The sequence below is a fragment of the Microcystis sp. M049S2 genome (assembly GCF_020245625.1).
Taxonomy (GTDB): Bacteria; Cyanobacteriota; Cyanobacteriia; order Cyanobacteriales; family Microcystaceae; genus Microcystis; species Microcystis ichthyoblabe_A.
Window position 1 is genome coordinate 1 of record NZ_JADBUN010000079.1, and the last position, 18,347, is coordinate 18,347.

The window sequence follows — 18,347 nt, forward strand, 5'->3', positions numbered from 1 at the left end:
CTGCATTATTCATGAAGACTTTGGAAAATCCTCGAAAGCCTTGGCAAGAAGTTCATCTAGCGATCTGGCTGAAAAACAGTCTGTTTTTTGAGATGTCCTCACAATCAGGTTTTTGCCAGTTGGTGAATAATGCAGGCTAACCAGTTATAGACATAACATAGTTTTCCCTGATAGATGTAGAAACTATGCCCACCAAAACAGCTGCCGTGAGCCATCAGAACAGCCTGTAAGTCCCCTTTAGCTTTGGAGAAATCAATAGTTGCTTCGATCAAATAGAAACGAGTGCTAATATTAGGAACAAAAGCTTCGGAAATTTCCAATCCTCCTGGATAATTTTTCGGGGGAACGGTGAACATAGCGATTTCCCCGGCAACAGCTTCGGAAATTTCTGATCCTCTTGGATAATAAATATAGCTATCGGAAATTTCCAATCCCCCTGAATAATTTTTCGGAGGAATGGCGAACATAGCGATTTCCCTAGCAATGGTTGTGGAAATTTCTGATCCTCCTGGATAATAAATATAGCTATCGGAAATTTCCAATCCCCCTGGATAATAGGTATAGGTAAATGTGGTATATTTTGAGTCATCAGAAAATGCCGGGGGACGTAATTGAGGAATTTCTGCACCCAACACCCCAGAGCAATCTTTAAATGGCATATATTGTTTAACCATCGACATTTCCTTGGTAATTGATAACGGGAAAAAGTGAGAGATTTAAACGGGATTACACTGATGGACAAAATTAACAAATCAACCCTGCTGTAACTCATACTACTCAGTCCTCTATGCTAAGATGATCCAAAAAACGCAAGTTTTTAAATTGATGGGCAAAAAAGTTTAATTTTACTCAATAACCAAGGAGTTATACACAGATGTTTATTTTTGACAATAAAACCAATATTTTAATTAATTCTCAGGAATTAACCTTTAAAAGTGAATATTTTTGCAATTTTTCTCGTTATTTTCAGAATCGAGAATTTGTCAACTTAGATGCTTTACAACTCAGTGGTGATCATTTTGAAGGGTATCTTTCAAGGATCATCATCGATGAAGTGATGTTAGAATTATCGCAACGTAATTGTTTAACGAATGTTGCGGGAGTAGTCCATTCTAAAATGTGGGTTTTTGCGATTCCTGTTCAGGTGAATTCCGTCTTCTTCCAAAATTTGTACTCATTGGAAAATAACTATCTGGGGATTGTCCCCCCTAAATCAGAAATTTCCGTTTTTCAGCATCCTTTTTCTAATCGTTTTCAGCTTTACGTTCATGATAATTATCTGCAACAATTGTGCCAAACTTTAGAGTTACCAGAAGCGAAAAAGTTTTTAAATTCTGCCGATTCTTCTATTGTGATTTGCCCAGCGGAAAAAATTCGTCATCTCCAACAATCTTGTCATCAACTTTATCAAATGCTATTTAATTTATATCACCAACAAATATCTGGGAAAAGAAAAGCATTAAGATTGGATTTTGTCAGGCAAAAATTAGAAGAAATTGTCAAATATTTTCTTTTGACTTTAGCAGTAACCAAAGAGATTAAAACCCCTAAAAACACTATCAGACGCACCTCCATTCTCAAAAAAGCCGAAGAAATGATGAGAAAAAATCTGCGTTCTGATCTGACTATTCCAACGATTTGTCAAGACTTAGAAGTAAGTCAACGCACCTTAGAATATATATTTAAGGACTTCTATCAAATGTCTCCTTACAGTTATTTAAAATTGCTTCGTCTTAATGCTTTACATCAATCTCTTAACCAAAATAATCAGACAAAATTAACTTATGAAATTGCTGAAGAATTAGGTTTTTTCCACCGAGGATATTTGGCCTCTGATTATAAAAAACTGTTTGGTTACTTACCCTCAGAAACCTAAAAAAATAGTAGGGGTAGGAATCAGGATTATTTTTAGATTTATTTCGAGAACTCAATTCCTAACTCCTCTTTCAATTGAGCGGCTCTCTGGCACTTGTTTGGTAGGGGCGTATATTGTACGCCCTTTCTTCGATCTTATAACCTCAAGAGAGCCATTAATAATTAGCCCCACCGAGATTAATTTACTTAATTCCCACTAAAAAAGTTGTACCGATCGCCATAATTGCCAATCCGATGAACTTGCTAATTAGAGTTGCTTGCTTGGCTAATTTTTCCTTGATGACACCGCCAAGGAAAAAAGCTCCAGCTGCGATCGCTAATTGGATGACGGTAAAACCGATTAAATAGGCAACTAAAGCGGCAACTTGGGCCCCGATAATTGATTCTCCGTAGGCATAACCGTGGAAAATTCCTGCAATCATTGCCAAAGTTGCCAGAGCGATCGTATAGAGATTAGAATGATTTTGTAAACCTTTTTTCAGGGTTAAAATCACACCAAAAATTACCACAGAAATGGCAACAATACCCTCAGGAAAAAGTAAATTTATTCCCTGTAAATGAATACCCGTCCCGATTAAAGTGGCAATCGCAAAAGCGATCGGAATCAATAAACCCTGTTCCATACCCACAGCAATTAAACCACTAGCCACCACAAAAGCTAAATGATCTAAACCGATAACCGGGTGAGCTAAACCCGATAAAAATCCGTTTAAAAAATTATCGGGAGTTTGCCCTGCCATGGCATGATGGGCGAGGGTTTTGCTGGCAAAAATTAACAGAAAGAGAGGGACAATAGTTAATATCCTTGTCCAGCTTTGACGAAAAATTATCTTCATTGATTACCTCAAAATTATGATTCGGAAACCCGCGCAACAATCGCCCGGTGTCGGGGACTGGTGGGGGTAATGATCGGTGCTTGAAACCCGGCTTCAACTAATGCCCGTTCGATATCGAGAGTAAAATATTGATCGAGATAGGGTTCGGTACTCTTGAGTAAGGTTAGGACATAAGGGGGCATTTTTCGATAAATTTCCGAGCGCGGATTCATATCCATCAGCGTCAAATAACCTCCCGATCGCAATAAACGACGCGCTTCGGCGAAAATTTCTCTAGTAGCCTGTTGGGGTAGTTCGTGGAACATTAAAAACGAAGATACCAGATCGTAGGACTGACTGGGTAATTGAGTTTTTTCCGCCGCCGCGTGTTGCCATTGAATCGTCTTTTGTTTTTGTTGAGCTTGGTATTGGGCAACAGCTAAATAGTAGGGAGAGAGATCTAACCCAGTTACCCTGGCTTGAGGATAAGTATCTTGTAGCGCAAAGCTACTCATGCCGACACTACAGCCTAAATCGACAATATCGTTAATTTCTGCCTTGATTTGCTCCTTCAATATCCGGTGATATTCCCGCCGCAATCGCGGATCGCCGTCCATCCCCGCCCCGGGCCAGATGGTAGAATGGACAGCATAGGCGGCAGATTCTACCTCAAAAGCTGGCAACCAGTCTAAATTGCCCTTTTCGTAAGCGTGGAAAGAACAAACGTAGTATTCGGGATAGACGAGATCGGGATTTTCTACCGCTTGCAGTTCCCGACTCCAATCCCTTTGTTGCCATTGTTTGACGGTTTCCCGCCAAGGTACGCCTAGTTTTTCGGCTCTTTTAATCATCATATTACGGGCCTGATAGCGAGCGATGTCAAAAAGCGGTTTTATGCCGAGAATACGGTTAACTAGACCAGAAACAGGATTAAAGGAGGCCGGAACGGGTGTAACTGTCATAGAAAAGCTTCGATCGTAAATTTTCCCTTTTTCATCTTATAACAGTAATCAGTAATCAGTAATCAGTAATCGGTGAAAAGACAGCACTGTTATGGCCATTTAATACTGCTCAGTTAATACCACTCACTGAAAACTCACATCTGATAACTGTTGACTGATAACAGCAAAAAGCTCCCTAACCCCCATCTTGCCAATTTTTAAGTAGGTAGGTGTTGAAAACTTTCAGATGCCCCCCTTATTAAGGGGGGATTAAGGGTGGATCCATCTTCAATTTAATTATAACCAGCTACTTATTATGAGAACAATCGCTGAAATCAACGACAAAATCGCTAAAAAAACTGCTGTAGTCTGGACAGTAGAGGAATTAAAAAGCCGCGTGAGCGAGATGGGAATTAAGGAGGTTTTTTCCCAAGTAGATGTGGTTTGTACGGGAACCTTTGAACCGATGGAATCTTCGGGGGCAATTATTAATTTAGGTCAGACGGATCCGCCGATAAAAATTCGTCAATGTTGGTTAGATGGGATTCCTGCTTATGCTGGTTTTGGGGCGGTGGATTTATACTTAGGAGCCAGTGCTATTAGTGATTTAGCGGCCAAAAATGAGAATTTAGAGGGAGAAAATCCCGAAAGGGGCGGCGGACATATTATTGAAGATTTAATCGCCGGAAAATCGATTCAATTGCGTGCTGTCGGCCAGTCCACCGATTGTTATCCTCGTGCTTCTTTTGAAACGATTATTTCTAAGGATACTATCAATCAATTTTATCTTTTTAATCCTCGCAATCTCTACCAGAATTTTATCGTCGGAGTCAATGGAGGAGAGCGGACTTTATATACTTATTTAGGACCACTACAGCCGCGATTAGGTAATGCGGTTTATTCTAACCCCGGGGCAATTTCTCCCCTGTTAAATGACCCCGATTTAGAGGCTATTGGCATCGGTACGCGCATTTTTTTGGGAGGAGGAATCGGTTATATTGCCTGGGAAGGAACCCAACATTTTCCCCTGCAAAAACGCCTACAAAATCGAACTCCTATTGGTCCCGCTTCCACCTTAGCCTTAATTGGGGATGCTAAACAAATGAATGCTCGCTGGGTGCGAGGTTGTTATTTCAAAAATTATGGGGCTTCTTTAATGTTAGGAGTAGCAGTACCGATTCCGATTTTAAGCGAGGAAATCGTTCGACATTGTGCGGTAAAAGATGAGGAAATTGTCGCTCCAGTGGTGGATTTTTCCATTCCCCGGCGAGTCCGTCCTACCTTTGGTTTAATCACCTACGCTAAACTAAAAAGCGGTCGGATTATGATCGAGGGAAAAAGTGTGAGGGTGGCTCCTTTGGCCAGTATTTCCCTGTCCCGGGAAGCCGCTTTAGAATTAAAAGCACTGATCGAATCGGGAGAATTTACCCTCACGGAACCCGTGGCAAAAATTAATCTAGAGCGGACTTTTATCCCCCAGGATCGTTGGGGTGGAAAATTATCAATTGAGTGAGGAGTTAAGGGATTGCGTGCAGGTGGCACAACTACAATTAAGATGACGAAAAATCGGATTTTCTTCCCCGGTTGTCTTGCCGATAATCATGTCACCTAAGTTCTCGGTATTGAAACTAGGATGAAAGGACTCTGGGGCAGCTTGTCCAGAGTTAGTGGTAACTGCTAGGGCTAATAAACTAGCGGAGGCAGTGGCAAGAATAACGACTTTTTGATTCATAAATTTGTGGGAATTATTGGCCATTAATACCACTGATTATAACACTGCCCCCTGCCGATCGCCTCCGTTAACGACCTAAAAGATTGGCAATATCAGCACATCCCCCCGGAATGGTTGCGCGGGACTTTTCCCCACACCAACGACAACAATAGTGACGTTGTTCCTCGCTCATATTTTTCACCCCGGTAAAATTGACATTTTCTACCACTGCTCCCGTGTGTTCTCCGCTGTCATAATTGGGGGGAACGCTGCGACTGCGGGGGGTAGCATTTTCTAGGGAACCATAAAATAAACGCATCCCTTTGATATCGGCCCCTCTTAAATTAGCTTCGTAGAGAATTGTCCGCGATACATTTGCTTTCACCAAATCGCTATAACTTAAATCGGCCCGCACCATATTCGCTTCGCTTAAATCGGTCCAGCGCAGATCCTGCCCAGAAATGTCGGCCCCGGCTAACATTACTCCCAATTGTACTACTCTTGTACCGAACTCTCGATCCTCCGCGTAACCCCCTTCCCCGTCTAGAATCGGTCGGCCTAGATAACGATCACGTTTAATCGGTGATAATAGCCGCGATTGACTCAAAAAACGCAGTATTTTCGCTTTTCCAGAGGCATCGACACTGCTGAGGATAGAAGCGGTGCGACCTTCTGCGATCGCTCTTTCCTGGGGCCAATCTTCTAAAAATCCCTCCTCATCCAAGGCTAAATCGGAAATCCCTTGAAAATAGGAATCGATCGTCTGTTGTTGGGTAATGCGATTTTGCTGTATGGTTAAATCCTTAGAAATAACGTACTGTTCCCAGGCCACATAGACAGCTAACACGGCGATCATAATCTGTCCCAAGGCCCCCACCCACTCGGCCCAGGAACCGAACTCATCGTATTTAAAACTGTCTAACCACCGCAAGATGCGCTCGTAAACTCCTAAATATTTCCCTAATCCAGCCAGAGCGGCTATAAAAACTATAAAAGCGAAAACCGTCTGACGTTCAGAGGGAGTGAGATAATGGGCGATCCACTGGCGAATAGAGGGCAAAATCACCTGTAAAGATATTAATATCGCTACTATCGCCCCAGAAAAGCCTAACCAGTCCCAGCTAAAGACGAGGCCGATGGTCATCAGCATCAGGGGGGCCAGTAGTAACCCCGCGTTACCCGGTCGAAGATCTTTTAATACTAGGATGCGCTGACGCACGGGATTACGCGAAGATAAAGAGGAGACGTATTCGGAGGCATCGGGGGCCGATAAACTGGTTTTACCGTTATTTTCGGGGTTATCGGCCCTATTTTCCGCGGTGAGTTTTTCTGGGTCTTTGCGATCGCTCATATTAATCCTTGTCAAGAGAAAATAATTCCACACCGAAAACTGAAGCGAAAACCCTCGATAAATCTTGCTGTACTTGCATAAGACTAATATTAGGCAGAAACTGCTCTAAACTGCCCACGGGTTTATTAGCAATCCCACAGGGAATAATCTCGGCAAACCCGCTTAAATCCGGACAAACATTGATGGCAAAACCATGATAGGTAATCCAACGACTAACTTTAATACCGATCGCCGCTATTTTATACCCTTCTACCCATACCCCTGTCAAGCCCCCGATTCTTGCCCCCGACAATCCATAAATAGCGATAGTTTGCAGGATGACTTCTTCCAATTGTCGCAAATACCAGTGTAAATCCTGCTGATAATAGCGCAAATTGAGGATCGGATAGCCCACTAACTGCCCCGGACAGTGATAGGTGACTTCCCCTCCTCGCTCGATTCTATACACTTCTTTGTCGGTTTTGTCAAGATTAAATTTAATAAACTTAATATCTGAACCGGTACCGAGGGTGTAAACGGGGGGATGTTCCATTAGGAGCAAAATGTCGGGTAAGTCGGGATCGGCAATTCTCGCCGCCACCAGCGATCGCTGGTGCGCCCAGGCCAGAGAATAGGGGGTAATTGCCTGAATTTTCAGCCCACAGAGACGAGGTATTTTTTGAGCATTCATTGCGAGATGTGTCAAAATATTTAAGAAATGTAAAAGAGCGCAAAGGAAGATTAAAAGAAGGGAAGATATAGATGTTGGGGAGAATACTAAGTGCTAATCTAAGGATATCCCATCTATTCGGATGTTAACCGTCGCACAGGAGAAACAATCACCAGATTCTCTTGCTGGCGGCGAAAATCGGTTTCTTTAAATAAAAGTTAACAGAACTTCGCACTTCTGTTAAGAAAAGGTTGAGAGAAACTTGTTAGAATAGAGGTAAATAAATCTAGTTGCAAATAGGCGCTCGACCCGATGAATTTTCCGCGCGATCCGACAAAAAAAAGAGAACGAGAACACCGACAATATCTAGACTGTGACCTCTGACAACAGCGCGATCGAGCAGATTTTTGAGGATTAAATTCCTAGCATCAACATCCCTTAAAAATAGTTGATGTGGACTGTCTATAGCAAAATTTTTAGATGGAGTAGTGAGTATGAAGCTATTGATTCAGGGCAATAATATCGCTGTCACCGAAGCTATTCATGATTATGTGGAACAAAAGCTGGAGAAAGCGGTGAAACATTTTAACGGCATAACCACAAAAGTCGATGTTCACCTCTCCGTGGAAAAGAATGCACGCATTCCCGATCGCCACAAAGCGGAAGTAACGGTTTATGCTAATGGAACAGTGATTCGCGCTCAAGAAGGAAGCGAAAATTTATACGCGAGTATTGATTTAGTTTCTGATAAAATCGCTCGTCAACTCCGCAAGTATAAAGAAAGATTAGTGGATCATCGCACCAACGCCACCGTTAAAACTAGCGAGGTGGTGCAAGAGAAACCCTTAGATGATAGCCTAATCGGTGATCGCACTCCCGAATTACCGGCGGAAGTAGTGCGGATGAAATACTTTGCCATGCCACCGATGACTATTGAGGAAGCGCTAACACAATTGCAATTAGTCGATCACGATTTCTTTATGTTCTGCAACAAAGACACTAACGAAATCAACGTTATCTATCAACGCAATCACGGCGGTTTTGGTGTTATTCAACCCCGTCCCGTCAACCTGAATGGCAAAGAATCCAATTAACAGTTAGCGACTACAAATAAAACTAAAGACTGGAGAAATTCTCCAGTCTTTTTCTCATCTAACCAAGATTAACTTTCACCACTTTATTTTTTTCTGCCACCGCTTTCGGGAGGGTGAGATAAAGAATACCGTCTTGATAGTTAGCGGTAACTTGGCTATTTTGCACCTCCACTGGTAGGGTAATCAAGCGACTAAATTTACCATAATAAAATTCGCTATTTTCTACCTCGGCAGGGCGTTGACGTTGCCCATTAATAGCCACCATTTGTTTGCTAACCTCCACATCGATATCTTTAATATCCACACCGGGTAATTCGATTTTTAATTGCACGGAATCCTCGTTAACAGAGATTTCCACCGGGGGACGAGATACCAAGGAAGTTGTCGGTAATACTTCTTGAAAAAGTTGATCGATTTGACGTTGAACAGAATTAATTTCTAGGAAGGGAGAATAAAGAGTGAAAGCCATAGTAATAATTTCCTTGAGAGGTTTTCTCTGACTGCGATTACATCTATCTTAAGCAACTAACTTGGCTTACACAAGGCGGTTTTCAGGAAATAAAAAGTCGCAATAACCGATACAGTTATCAGTTATCAGTTATCAGTTATCAGTTATCAGTTATCAGTGGCAAGTGGGAAGTTGTGGGGTGTGGGAAGTGGGGGTGTGGGGGTGTGGGGTGTGGGAAGTGGGGGTGTGGGGTGTGGGGTGTGGGGTGTGGGGAGAACAAAGCTGCCTTTTGCCTTTTGCCTTTTGCCTTTTGCCTTTTGCCTTTTGCCTTTTGCCTTTTGCCTTTTGCCTTTTGCCTTTTGCCTTTTGCCTTTTGCCTTTTGCCTTTTGCCTTTTGCCTTTTGCCTTCGTTATAACCATTGTTGTAATTCTGGCCAACCCAAACCCTGACGCACGATATCCGGTTGATCGCCGGTAAAATCAACAATTGTTGACACTTCCGAACCGGGGGCCGAACCATCTTCGATAATTAAATCAACTATATGATCGAGGGCATCGAATAACCTAGCGGATTCTAATCCCTTGGTGGGAAAATCCCCCTCCTGATCGGGAAGATGGGCAGAACTAGAGATAATGGGATTTTCTAGGGTTTCGAGAATAGTGCGACAGATAACGTGATCGGGAACCCGGATACCGGTGGTTTTCCGCTTCGGATTCATCACCACTTTCGGCACTAATTTAGTCGCCGGTAAGAGAAAAGTGTAGGGACCGGGTATAACTCGTCGCATAATTTTATAGGCATAATCGCTGACCACTGCGTACTCAGAAATATTCGACAAAGAAGAACAGAGAAACGTCAAGGGTTTATCATTAGATAGTTGCTTGATTTGGCGAACTCGTTCGACGGCAGATTTCACATTGAGATCGCAACCGATCGCATAGACGGTATCGGTAGGATAAAGCATAATTGCCCCATTTTTCAGGGCATGACAGATTTCTTGGATAGAACGTTGTTGGGGATTTTCCGGATGGAGAGAGTAAATAGTAGCCATGATAGCAAAATCGTCGCCTATTGGGATTGTCCCACGGGAATCGCCGGGGATATGTGTTTAGGGGCATTAGTAGATTTAGGAGTCCCCTTAGAATACCTGATTGCACAACTAAAAACTTTAGGAATTGAGGAGGAATATCAGTTAAGGGAGGAAAAAGTGCATCGTCGCGGTCAAATTGCCACTAAGATTCACGTCGATGTCACTGCCGAGAAGTCCGCTGATCATCACCACCATCACCATCATACCCCCGCTCGCCATTTACCGGAGATTGAAAGTTTAATTAAACAGGCAAATTTACCCCAGAAAGTCCAAGAATGGAGTTTAGCGGTTTTTCAACAACTTGCGATCGCAGAAGGGGCTGTTCACGGGATCGCACCGGAAAAAGTGCATTTTCACGAAGTCGGGGCAACCGATGCCATTATTGATATCGTCGGGACTTGTTTGGGTTTGGATTGGCTATCGGTGAGTGAATTATACTGTTCTTCTCTACCCACCGGCGGCGGTACAGTTCAGGCCGCCCATGGTCGTTTACCGGTTCCCGTGCCAGCAGTAGTACAATTGTTCAGTCAGCGACAAGTCACAATTTATAGTAATGGCATCGAAGCGGAGTTAGTAACACCCACGGGGGCAGCTATTGTGACAACTTTAGCTAAAAGTTTCGGTAAACCGCCGAAAATGCAGTTAGAAAAGGTCGGTTTAGGGGCAGGTACAAAAGATTTACCGATTCCCAATCTTGTCCGGCTTTGGTTAGGGAAAAAAACACCAGAAAAGCTAGATGAAAGGGAAACCGTGGCAGTTTTAGAAACTCAAATTGATGACTTAAATCCGCAAGCGATCGCCTATTTAAGCGAGGCTTTATTACAAGCGGGTGCTTTGGATGTATTTAGTCAAGCAATTACTATGAAAAAATCCCGTTTGGGTATACTTTTGACAGTAATTTGTGACTTGGATAAAATTGCTATTTGTGAAAATATGATCTTTCAGGAAACCACAACTTTAGGCATTAGAAGGACGATTCAAGAGCGATCGATCTTAAAAAGAGAGATACAATCGATCGATACTTTCTATGGTCAAATTAGGCTAAAAGTTGCCTATAAAGAGTCAATTAATCAACCGATTACCGTACAACCAGAATACGAAGATTGTGCCGCAATTGCCCGCCAGCATCATCTACCTTGGCGATTTGTTCATCAAATGGCATTGGCTATTTGGCAAGAAAAAAATCAGTCTTGACAGTAGGGCAATTTTATCATAAAACTGCTATTGTTCAAAAGGTACTTTCAGGAAAATAATCCCAATTTAAAACCTGTTCTTGGCTAAAAGGACAATCAACTGGAAAAGTTTCTTTTTGTAAATTAGTTTCATTTACCGTCCCTCGCACTGATTTCTGATAACATTCTGCGAAAATATCGGCTAAATAGGGTTTTAAGCTAGGACTATCCCTGAAAATAAGCTCTAATTGTTCCCTTTGCTCATCAATGGTATTTATCCAGCTATTAGTCCGTTTTTCCAGTTAATATTGCCATTTAAGTAAGTGCATCAAGAGAACTTTTAAACGGCCGAATACCTCCCGTCTATTATTACGTCCCATATCGGATATTTCTTCGATTAATTTATCTAAATCGAGGAACTCCAAATTGCCCTTTTTTAAGTGATTTACGGTTTGCTCAAGCCACAAATTAAAATCAGTTTCATAAAGCTGAGATAATTTATTTTTCATGTTGATAATATCCCATTTAGAAGTGAGTGGTAACGGACCACTTTCTTAACTGTAACTGTTCAGGGGAGTTATCAGTAGGGGGAGCCGGTTGAGGTTCTGCCATTCGCAGTCGGATGTTAGCCAGCCCCATGTACAATCAAAAATACTAAATTTAACCAATAAAATAAGGACGCTGCCAATTGCGTCCTCAAGGTATCTGGAAAAGGCTTTTTTCCTAGACTTTCCGAGAGTAGTATTCCACTACTAACAGTTCATTAATCGAGAGGGCAATCCATTCTCTTTCCACAACGCCATTCACTTTGCCCACGAGGGTGTTTTTGTCAAATTCCAAATGACTCGGCAGGTTGGCTAAACCAGGGTATTCCATATTTCTTTTGACGAGATCCTGGGAACGCTCTTGATTTCTAACTCCAATCACATCACCCGGACGGCACTGATAACTGGCAATATCCACAACTCTACCGTTAACGGTGACGTGACCGTGATTGACTAATTGTCGCGCCCCCGGAATTGTCCCGGCCATACCGAGACGGAAAACGGTATTATCCAGACGCATTTCTAAGAGTTGCAGCAGCACTTGACCAGTGGAACCAGTAGCCCGGCGAGCTTTGCGGACATAGCGAACTAATTGTTTCTCGCTGACACCGTAGTTAAAACGCAGTTTTTGTTTTTCTTCCAGACGAATGGCATATTCTGAACGTTTTTTGCGGGCCTGGCCATGTTGCCCCGGTGCATAGGCACGACGGGCATTTTTACGGGTTAGGCCCGGTAATTCCCCTAAACGACGCACAACGCGCAAGCGCGGTCCTCTATAACGAGACATACAAACAGTCTGCTCCTATTTAAATTTATCCCAAAACTATTATCGTAGCACAAATTAAGTAATTTAGTGGGGTGCGGGGAAGTGGGGAAGTGGGGAGGTGGGGAGGTGGGGAGGTGGGGAGGTGGGGAGGTGGGGAAGTGGGGGAATTTCAACTAAAACCCTAAAACCCTAACACCCTAAAACCCTAACACCCTATCTCCTGTCTCCTATCTCCTGACGGCAGCTGATGTATTTTTTTCATTAAAGATAAGGCTAATCCCTGCCATCTTAGGGCATACTGTGAGTGTAACGAAGCACTATATTATTCAGGTTGCTTTCCCACTCCTTCCCTAGCTGAATCTCTATCTTGGAGAAGCCATTAGTCATGATCGAAATGAAAGTCGCTGGAATTGCCCTAGACGCTATCACTCGCAGTCCCATTGTACTGCTGAAGGATGGTTCCGAGCGTCGCGCCCTACCTATCTACATCGGACAAGATCAGGCTAAGGCTATTATCACCGTCCTCGAACAACAAAGACCCCCTCGTCCTCTTACCCACGATTTGATCGCTAATATTTTTAAAGCTTGGGACATGGATTTAGAAAAGATTATCATCCATTCTCTCCAAGACAATACTTTTTATGCTGTTCTCTGTCTCCAGCGCGGCGAAGTCAAAAAAGAAATCGATTGTCGTCCCAGTGATGCGATCGCTATTGCCCTGCGTACCAACAGTCCCATCTGGGTAATGGAAGAAGTGATCGCTTCTGCTTCTATTCCTGTTGATCGTGACGCAGATGAAGAGGAACGTCAAGCTTTCCGCAATTTCGTCTCCAATCTTAGCCCCTCAGATCTGATCCAACGTCGCGGTGATTTTAGTGATCAGTGATCTTGAAGCGGTCAGCCGTCGGCTAAATAAAAATGATAGTAACAGGGAAATTATTAGGGGTCGAGAATAGAGTCGCCCCCATCCTCTCCCATTCGGAACCGTATCTTGGAAAGAAATGATCAAAAAGTTAGATGTCTATCAGAAATACGGAGTCGTGGGATACTATCTTTACGATCCCGTTCGCAATCATCTTAGCGATTGGCAAGCTAGGAAGTCTAACCTAGAAATTATCGAGGTGATGGATAATTGGTTTAGTCCTCTTTTATCCGCAGAAGATTGTCAGATTTGTCAACCAGATGGCGAGGTATTTTGGACTTTTGTAGAGTTAGGCAAGAAACTCAAGCAAGTGCAAAAACGGGCAGAAACTGCTGAACAACGAGGGCAAATGCTAGAGGCAAAATTGCGAGCCTTGGGGCTAGAATTGATTAAATTAACCTAGTTTCTGGAGCGGACAAGACAGCTTTTTTTTCTCAAGTACAAAGACACAAAGTTATACTACAGGGTTTCTCTCACCATTAAGATAACTGCTATAATGTATTCGCCAACTCTAAGTGGTCGAACAAAATTAAAGTTAACCGTGAGGCAAGGGAATAGACCAGAGGCAATAGTCAAGGCTCTCAGCTTTATTAATGTTTCTTAATACAAACGTATTTGTTGAGAGGGTTTCCGAGCAAATATGAAGTGTAAACTGATTAGGCATCGTCCGTAATTCCTGATCCTGACTGGGGATAACTGCCATGGCTTCTACTACTTAGAAAAAAATTATCAAGTTTGTATTGATCACTCAAGGAGAAATTTTTATGGAAATATCTCGTCCTAATCAAGTAGAATTAACCGCAGAAGAACATCAGGAACTAGAAAAGTTGCGCGCTATTATCGAACAGGCTAGTGTTGATGGCGTGATCACTCAAGGAGAAAGGGAAAGAATCGCCCTAGCTATGAGGTCTGATGGTAAAGTGACCCTGGAAGAATTAGAGTTAGTCAGAACTTTAATTACCGAAAAAGTGAGCAAAGGGGAATTAGTTCTGGATTATCTTTAAACTCTGAAAAATCCGATCAAAAAAAGACGGGGTGAAAACCCCGTCCTATTTGTTAAGAATTATGACAAATCTTTGACTTGTGATACTAATTGTGCTACCACATCTTGAGCGCTACCAAAGAGCATAAAGGTTTTGGGATTGTAGAATAATTCGTTTTCTACCCCGGCAAAACCCGATCGCATACTGCGCTTAATCACGATCGTGTGCTGTGCCTTATCCACGTCGAGAATTGGCATTCCATAAATGGGACTAGCCTTATCGTGACGGGCAGCGGGGTTAACCACATCATTCGCCCCAATAATTAACGCCACATCGACGCGCTCAAACTCAGGATTAATATCATCCATATCGTAGAGCTGCGGATAGGGAACATTAGCTTCGGCCAATAATACATTCATGTGGCCAGGCATTCTTCCCGCCACGGGGTGAATAGCATATTTAACCTCAACGCCATTTTTTTCCAACTGTTCAGCCAATTCTCGCACTGCGTGTTGTGCTTGGGCCACTGCCATGCCGTAACCTGGTACAATCACCACAGAACGCGCATAACCGAGCATCATAGCCCCTTCTTCTGAATCAATAGCATGAACCGATTTATCGAGGCTAGAAGTGGCGCTCGCTTCGCCTCCGGCACTAGCACCTGTACCAAATGCCCCAAATAGTACACTAGCCAGCGATCGATTCATGGCTTTACACATGATCTGAGTTAGGATAATCCCCGACGCACCCACCAAAGCACCGGCGATGATCAACATACTATTCATCAGGATAAAACCGACTACGCTGGCGGCAAGTCCCGAAAAAGAGTTTAAGAGCGAGATAACCACGGGCATATCGCCGCCGCCGATGGGAAGCACGAATAAAGCCCCGAAAATTAGGGAAAGTGCCACCAAGGTCAGGAAAACATCGATCGAGGTGGGATCAAAAAAGAGATAGACACTACCCCCTAAAAAGGTGAGTAGCAAGAGAATGTTAAAGGGTTGTTGGAAAGGAAAAGTTACGGGCGCGCCACTGATTAATTCCTGTAATTTGGCAAAAGCGAGGACACTACCGGTAAAAGTGACACCACCGATCAATATACCCAAAATAGCGATCAGTATCGAGTCAAAGGCAATATTTTCACCACTTTGCAGTAAACGCCAGTATTCGCCCATGGCAATTAAAGCACTGGCAGCACCGCCTAAACCGTTAAAAATCGCCACCATTTGGGGCATAGCTGTCATCGGGACTTTTTGCGCCGAAACCAGGCCGATAATTGAGCCAATCACCAACGCCACGGCGATTAAACCATAGCTGAGGATTTCTTGATTGATTAAGGTGGCAATAATGGCGATTAGCATCCCGATGGCAGCCAGAAAATTGCCTTGACGGGCGGTAGCGGGGGAAGATAATTGTTTAAGACCGATGATAAATAAAATGGCGGCGAGTAGATAGGACAACTCGATCCCTGTGATAAGGGCATTATTCATGATTTAGCCTCTTTTTTCTTGAACATTTGCAGCATTCGATCGGTAACGACAAAACCACCGACCACGTTAACCATCGCCAAAATAACGGCAATTAACCCTAAAATTACGGTTAATTCGTGCCAATCCGTGCCTCCAGCGATGAGGAGCGCACCGACAACGGCGATACCTGAAATTGCATTCGCTCCCGACATCAGGGGTGTATGGAGAGTGGGAGGAACTTTATTGATCACCTCGAAACCGACAAAGGAAGCGAGGACAAATACCACTAAAGCGGTTAAAAGTTGGGCAGTCATTGGTTAAGTAAAAAGGGGATAGGGTGTGGGGTGTGGGGTGTGGGGTGTAGGGTGTGGGGTGTGGGGAGAACAAAGCTGCGCCTTCTGCCTTTTGCCTTTTGCCTTTTGCCTCCTGCCTCCTGATAGCTAAAAAGCGGATAACTGTTCACTGAGGGCGGATTTAATGCGTTGGTTGCGGATTTCGCCAGCGTGAGTGACACAGGCACTATCAATGATGTCATCGGCAAAATCGAGGTTTAAACTGCCCTCTTTGCTGACTAGAAGCTGTAGCAGCATTTGCAGGTTTTTGGCGTACATCTGGCTGGCATTGGTGGCCACTGTGGCAGGAAGATTAACGGCTCCGACGATTTTTACCCCATTTTCGATGATTTCTCGTCCCGGTTGGGTGTAGGCGCAATTTCCGCCCTGTTCCGCCGCTAAATCAACGATTACCGACCCCGCTTTCATGGTGGCGATCATTTCTTTGGTGACTAGCAGCGGGGCCTGTTTCCCCGGTACTTGGGCCGTGGTGATCACCACATCAGCCCGCTTAATTGGTTCCGTTAGGGCTTGACAAATGCGCTCCTGTGTGCTAAGAGAAACCTCTTTGGCATAACCGTTATCGGCGACGGTATCTTCTTCTAGGGGCATTTCAATAAATTTCGCCCCGACACTCTGCACTTCTTCTTTGACTTGCGGACGAATATCAAAAGCCTCCACCACTGCCCCCAAACGGCGGGCGGTAGCGCAAGCTTGCAATCCGGCAACTCCTGCCCCCAATACCAGCACTTTGGCGGGGGCGATCGTACCGGCGGCGGTAGTCATCATCGGGAACATTTTCGGCAGCTCAACGGCGGCGAGGAGTACCGCTTTGTAACCGGCGAGGTTAGCCTGAGAGGAGAGGGCATCCATACTCTGGGCGCGACTACTGCGGGGAATTAATTCCATGCTCAAAGCGGTGATCCCGCGCTCGGCTAATTTGGCAATGCGCCGGGGTTGACGCAGGGGATCGAGAAAGCCGATGAGAATACCACCATTTTTCAGGCGATCGATCTCGCTATCGCTAGGAGGGACGACTTTGAGAATAATATCGGCAGTTTCATAGATATATTCGCCATTTTCGCTCAGGGCGGCTCCCACGGCACTATAGGCACTATCGGCAAAGTTAGCGCTAATTCCCGCCCCATTTTGGACAATTACCTCAAATCCCGCCTTGACTAAACGGGCGACGGTATCCGGCACTAGCGCCACCCGCGCCTCGCCTTGGTCACTTTCTTTGATTACGCCGATTTTCATGGCTGGGTTTCTCCTTAATAAGTCCTTCTCTTGTCTTATGCTGTTGGGGTAAGGGTTTCGTTAAATGCGATCGATCCCTTGGGATAATTTCGAGTCAAAATTGCTTTTCACTTCCATCCTAGCTATCCTCACCTTTCTGGCTCTTTTTCGGGCTGAATCTTAGGATTATCTTCAGAATTAAAGGGTTTTGAGCGGCATTGTTTGGGAATTTTTTTTATAATGATGAGGTACAAAGTTTTCGTTCTGGGAAACGCCAAAACGGTTAACATTAGCTAGTCTTCGGTCTTAGATACCAGATTAGGCTATACTTCATATTGATGAGAAGGGCTGCAATACGTCTCGACAATCTCAAAGTTTTACAGTTCTTTTAACTTCGATCGCAATTCCTCTATTTCTGCATCTACTGCTGAATCCCTGACGGTAGGTGGATAGGCAGTTTTACCCAGTAACATTTGTGCTTTTAGCAGTGCTAATTCATCATCCACATCGCTACTCGCTTCTAGTCCAACAAATACCCGTTCCATGTCGCTAGGACTCAATTCACCAATCGCTTGACTACTGGATTCTAACTGCATAAATTTTGCTTCCATGCGCTCAAAAGCTGAAGGGTAAATAGTATCTATACTGCCGAGACTTTGTTGGTTAATTTTTCTTTCTAAAATTGGCAATTTTTCTTTCAGTTTATCAACTTGGATATTCAGTTTTTCCAGTTGATTTTTAATAATATTTGCGGTATTAATGTGATGTTTTTTCTTTATATTAGCTTCTCGTGCCAGAGACTCATCACCTTTATCTAGAGCGAGTTTAACTCTTTCTTCCCATTTTAAAACCTCAGCTTGTGCTTGGTTGTACTGTTGTTCGGCTCTTTTTTGTAAGGCAATTACTTCGATAATTGAGGAACGTAAATTAGATAAATCATCCCGCAT

At 43.7% G+C, this 18,347-nt stretch carries 20 protein-coding genes and 1 pseudogene; 7 read left to right on the top strand and 14 right to left on the bottom strand.

Going from position 1 to position 18,347, the window contains the following annotated elements; translation table 11 throughout:
* Positions 1-104: 104 nt before the first annotated feature.
* Positions 105-674: a hypothetical protein gene (locus IM496_RS06620; RefSeq protein ID WP_287661590.1), complete on the bottom strand. Its 570-nt coding sequence runs from the start codon at positions 672-674 to the stop codon at positions 105-107.
* 200 nt (positions 675-874) lie between these two features.
* Here IM496_RS06620 and IM496_RS06625 point away from each other — a divergent pair, with 200 nt between their 5' ends.
* The gene (locus IM496_RS06625) at positions 875-1,876 is read left to right on the top strand and encodes a helix-turn-helix domain-containing protein (protein WP_287661591.1); all 1,002 of its coding nucleotides are present in this window, start codon (positions 875-877) and stop codon (positions 1,874-1,876) included.
* 181 nt (positions 1,877-2,057) lie between these two features.
* Here the strand turns inward: IM496_RS06625 and IM496_RS06630 are convergent, their stop codons facing one another.
* Positions 2,058-2,711, bottom strand: a complete 654-nt coding sequence (locus IM496_RS06630; RefSeq protein ID WP_194016154.1) for a HupE/UreJ family protein — start codon at positions 2,709-2,711, stop codon at positions 2,058-2,060.
* A 14-nt stretch (positions 2,712-2,725) separates the two neighbouring features.
* Complete coding sequence (locus tag IM496_RS06635; RefSeq protein WP_287661592.1) at positions 2,726-3,652, bottom strand: class I SAM-dependent methyltransferase; 927 nt, start codon at positions 3,650-3,652, stop codon at positions 2,726-2,728.
* Between the two features lie 295 nt (positions 3,653-3,947).
* Here IM496_RS06635 and IM496_RS06640 point away from each other — a divergent pair, with 295 nt between their 5' ends.
* Entirely contained in the window at positions 3,948-5,144 is a 1,197-nt protein-coding gene (locus IM496_RS06640; RefSeq protein WP_194016156.1) for a homocysteine biosynthesis protein, read from the top strand.
* On the opposite strand, the gene IM496_RS06645 is transcribed toward IM496_RS06640, so the two are convergent.
* From IM496_RS06645 to lipB, 3 genes are all read right to left on the bottom strand, one after another.
* Positions 5,133-5,363 (bottom strand): hypothetical protein, encoded by a 231-nt coding sequence (locus IM496_RS06645; RefSeq protein ID WP_228009654.1) that lies wholly within the window; start codon positions 5,361-5,363, stop codon positions 5,133-5,135. The two genes, IM496_RS06640 and IM496_RS06645, sit on opposite strands and share 12 nt — an antisense overlap.
* A gap of 67 nt (positions 5,364-5,430) precedes the next feature.
* The gene (locus IM496_RS06650; RefSeq protein ID WP_287661593.1) at positions 5,431-6,693 is read right to left on the bottom strand and encodes a pentapeptide repeat-containing protein; all 1,263 of its coding nucleotides are present in this window, start codon (positions 6,691-6,693) and stop codon (positions 5,431-5,433) included.
* Position 6,694: 1 nt separating this feature from the next.
* Positions 6,695-7,363: a lipoyl(octanoyl) transferase LipB gene (gene lipB / locus IM496_RS06655; protein WP_287661607.1), complete on the bottom strand. Its 669-nt coding sequence runs from the start codon at positions 7,361-7,363 to the stop codon at positions 6,695-6,697.
* A gap of 473 nt (positions 7,364-7,836) precedes the next feature.
* Here lipB and hpf point away from each other — a divergent pair, with 473 nt between their 5' ends.
* Positions 7,837-8,436, top strand: coding sequence for a ribosome hibernation-promoting factor, HPF/YfiA family (hpf, locus tag IM496_RS06660; RefSeq protein ID WP_104396836.1), 600 nt, complete (start codon positions 7,837-7,839; stop codon positions 8,434-8,436).
* A gap of 58 nt (positions 8,437-8,494) precedes the next feature.
* Here hpf and IM496_RS06665 read toward each other — a convergent pair whose 3' ends face one another.
* Positions 8,495-8,905 (bottom strand): Hsp20/alpha crystallin family protein, encoded by a 411-nt coding sequence (locus IM496_RS06665; protein ID WP_194016162.1) that lies wholly within the window; start codon positions 8,903-8,905, stop codon positions 8,495-8,497.
* Positions 8,906-9,294: 389 nt separating this feature from the next.
* Entirely contained in the window at positions 9,295-9,936 is a 642-nt protein-coding gene (locus IM496_RS06670; protein WP_287661594.1) for an L-threonylcarbamoyladenylate synthase, read from the bottom strand.
* Between IM496_RS06670 and larC the strand changes: the two genes are divergently transcribed.
* Complete coding sequence (gene larC / locus IM496_RS06675; protein ID WP_194018317.1) at positions 9,913-11,169, top strand: nickel pincer cofactor biosynthesis protein LarC; 1,257 nt, start codon at positions 9,913-9,915, stop codon at positions 11,167-11,169. The genes IM496_RS06670 and larC overlap by 24 nt on opposite strands.
* A 34-nt stretch (positions 11,170-11,203) precedes the next feature.
* Here the strand turns inward: larC and IM496_RS06680 are convergent.
* Positions 11,204-11,656, bottom strand: a pseudogene (locus IM496_RS06680) (DUF29 domain-containing protein).
* A 214-nt stretch (positions 11,657-11,870) separates the two neighbouring features.
* Positions 11,871-12,479, bottom strand: coding sequence for a 30S ribosomal protein S4 (gene rpsD / locus IM496_RS06685; protein ID WP_002737433.1), 609 nt, complete (start codon positions 12,477-12,479; stop codon positions 11,871-11,873).
* A 364-nt stretch (positions 12,480-12,843) separates the two neighbouring features.
* Between rpsD and IM496_RS06690 the strand changes: the two genes are divergently transcribed.
* The 3 genes from IM496_RS06690 to IM496_RS06700 all read left to right on the top strand — a co-directional run bounded on the left by IM496_RS06690 (position 12,844) and on the right by IM496_RS06700 (position 14,384).
* Positions 12,844-13,344 (top strand): bifunctional nuclease family protein, encoded by a 501-nt coding sequence (locus IM496_RS06690; RefSeq protein ID WP_002736902.1) that lies wholly within the window; start codon positions 12,844-12,846, stop codon positions 13,342-13,344.
* 115 nt (positions 13,345-13,459) lie between these two features.
* Positions 13,460-13,783, top strand: a complete 324-nt coding sequence (locus IM496_RS06695; protein ID WP_287661595.1) for a hypothetical protein — start codon at positions 13,460-13,462, stop codon at positions 13,781-13,783.
* Positions 13,784-14,144: 361 nt separating this feature from the next.
* Complete coding sequence (locus tag IM496_RS06700; protein WP_046661150.1) at positions 14,145-14,384, top strand: hypothetical protein; 240 nt, start codon at positions 14,145-14,147, stop codon at positions 14,382-14,384.
* A 59-nt stretch (positions 14,385-14,443) separates the two neighbouring features.
* On the opposite strand, the gene IM496_RS06705 is transcribed toward IM496_RS06700, so the two are convergent.
* From IM496_RS06705 to IM496_RS06720, 4 genes are all read right to left on the bottom strand, one after another.
* Positions 14,444-15,853, bottom strand: coding sequence for an NAD(P)(+) transhydrogenase (Re/Si-specific) subunit beta (locus IM496_RS06705; RefSeq protein WP_002801273.1), 1,410 nt, complete (start codon positions 15,851-15,853; stop codon positions 14,444-14,446).
* On the bottom strand, positions 15,850-16,146 hold the full coding sequence (locus IM496_RS06710; RefSeq protein ID WP_002733247.1) for an NAD(P) transhydrogenase subunit alpha part 2: 297 nt from the start codon (positions 16,144-16,146) through the stop codon (positions 15,850-15,852). The genes IM496_RS06705 and IM496_RS06710 overlap by 4 nt, the downstream gene beginning before the upstream one ends.
* Before the next feature lie 126 nt (positions 16,147-16,272).
* Complete coding sequence (locus IM496_RS06715; protein ID WP_287661596.1) at positions 16,273-17,421, bottom strand: Re/Si-specific NAD(P)(+) transhydrogenase subunit alpha; 1,149 nt, start codon at positions 17,419-17,421, stop codon at positions 16,273-16,275.
* Positions 17,422-17,777: 356 nt separating this feature from the next.
* Positions 17,778-18,347: a PspA/IM30 family protein gene (locus tag IM496_RS06720; protein ID WP_287661597.1), complete on the bottom strand. Its 570-nt coding sequence runs from the start codon at positions 18,345-18,347 to the stop codon at positions 17,778-17,780.

What these genes read in the sequence shown, in the direction of transcription:
- IM496_RS06620 (WP_287661590.1), bottom strand. Translation starts at nt 674, where the DNA reads ATGGTTAAACAATATATGCCATTTAAAGATTGCTCTGGGGTGTTGGGT.
- IM496_RS06625 (WP_287661591.1), top strand. Translation starts at nt 875, where the DNA reads ATGTTTATTTTTGACAATAAAACCAATATTTTAATTAATTCTCAGGAA.
- IM496_RS06630 (WP_194016154.1), bottom strand. Translation starts at nt 2,711, where the DNA reads ATGAAGATAATTTTTCGTCAAAGCTGGACAAGGATATTAACTATTGTC.
- IM496_RS06635 (WP_287661592.1), bottom strand. Translation starts at nt 3,652, where the DNA reads ATGACAGTTACACCCGTTCCGGCCTCCTTTAATCCTGTTTCTGGTCTA.
- IM496_RS06640 (WP_194016156.1), top strand. Translation starts at nt 3,948, where the DNA reads ATGAGAACAATCGCTGAAATCAACGACAAAATCGCTAAAAAAACTGCT.
- IM496_RS06645 (WP_228009654.1), bottom strand. Translation starts at nt 5,363, where the DNA reads ATGAATCAAAAAGTCGTTATTCTTGCCACTGCCTCCGCTAGTTTATTA.
- IM496_RS06650 (WP_287661593.1), bottom strand. Translation starts at nt 6,693, where the DNA reads ATGAGCGATCGCAAAGACCCAGAAAAACTCACCGCGGAAAATAGGGCC.
- lipB (WP_287661607.1), bottom strand. Translation starts at nt 7,363, where the DNA reads ATGAATGCTCAAAAAATACCTCGTCTCTGTGGGCTGAAAATTCAGGCA.
- hpf (WP_104396836.1), top strand. Translation starts at nt 7,837, where the DNA reads ATGAAGCTATTGATTCAGGGCAATAATATCGCTGTCACCGAAGCTATT.
- IM496_RS06665 (WP_194016162.1), bottom strand. Translation starts at nt 8,905, where the DNA reads ATGGCTTTCACTCTTTATTCTCCCTTCCTAGAAATTAATTCTGTTCAA.
- larC (WP_194018317.1), top strand. Translation starts at nt 9,913, where the DNA reads ATGGAGAGAGTAAATAGTAGCCATGATAGCAAAATCGTCGCCTATTGG.
- IM496_RS06670 (WP_287661594.1), bottom strand. Translation starts at nt 9,936, where the DNA reads ATGGCTACTATTTACTCTCTCCATCCGGAAAATCCCCAACAACGTTCT.
- rpsD (WP_002737433.1), bottom strand. Translation starts at nt 12,479, where the DNA reads ATGTCTCGTTATAGAGGACCGCGCTTGCGCGTTGTGCGTCGTTTAGGG.
- IM496_RS06690 (WP_002736902.1), top strand. Translation starts at nt 12,844, where the DNA reads ATGATCGAAATGAAAGTCGCTGGAATTGCCCTAGACGCTATCACTCGC.
- IM496_RS06695 (WP_287661595.1), top strand. Translation starts at nt 13,460, where the DNA reads ATGATCAAAAAGTTAGATGTCTATCAGAAATACGGAGTCGTGGGATAC.
- IM496_RS06700 (WP_046661150.1), top strand. Translation starts at nt 14,145, where the DNA reads ATGGAAATATCTCGTCCTAATCAAGTAGAATTAACCGCAGAAGAACAT.
- IM496_RS06705 (WP_002801273.1), bottom strand. Translation starts at nt 15,853, where the DNA reads ATGAATAATGCCCTTATCACAGGGATCGAGTTGTCCTATCTACTCGCC.
- IM496_RS06710 (WP_002733247.1), bottom strand. Translation starts at nt 16,146, where the DNA reads ATGACTGCCCAACTTTTAACCGCTTTAGTGGTATTTGTCCTCGCTTCC.
- IM496_RS06715 (WP_287661596.1), bottom strand. Translation starts at nt 17,421, where the DNA reads ATGAAAATCGGCGTAATCAAAGAAAGTGACCAAGGCGAGGCGCGGGTG.
- IM496_RS06720 (WP_287661597.1), bottom strand. Translation starts at nt 18,347, where the DNA reads ATGCGGGATGATTTATCTAATTTACGTTCCTCAATTATCGAAGTAATT.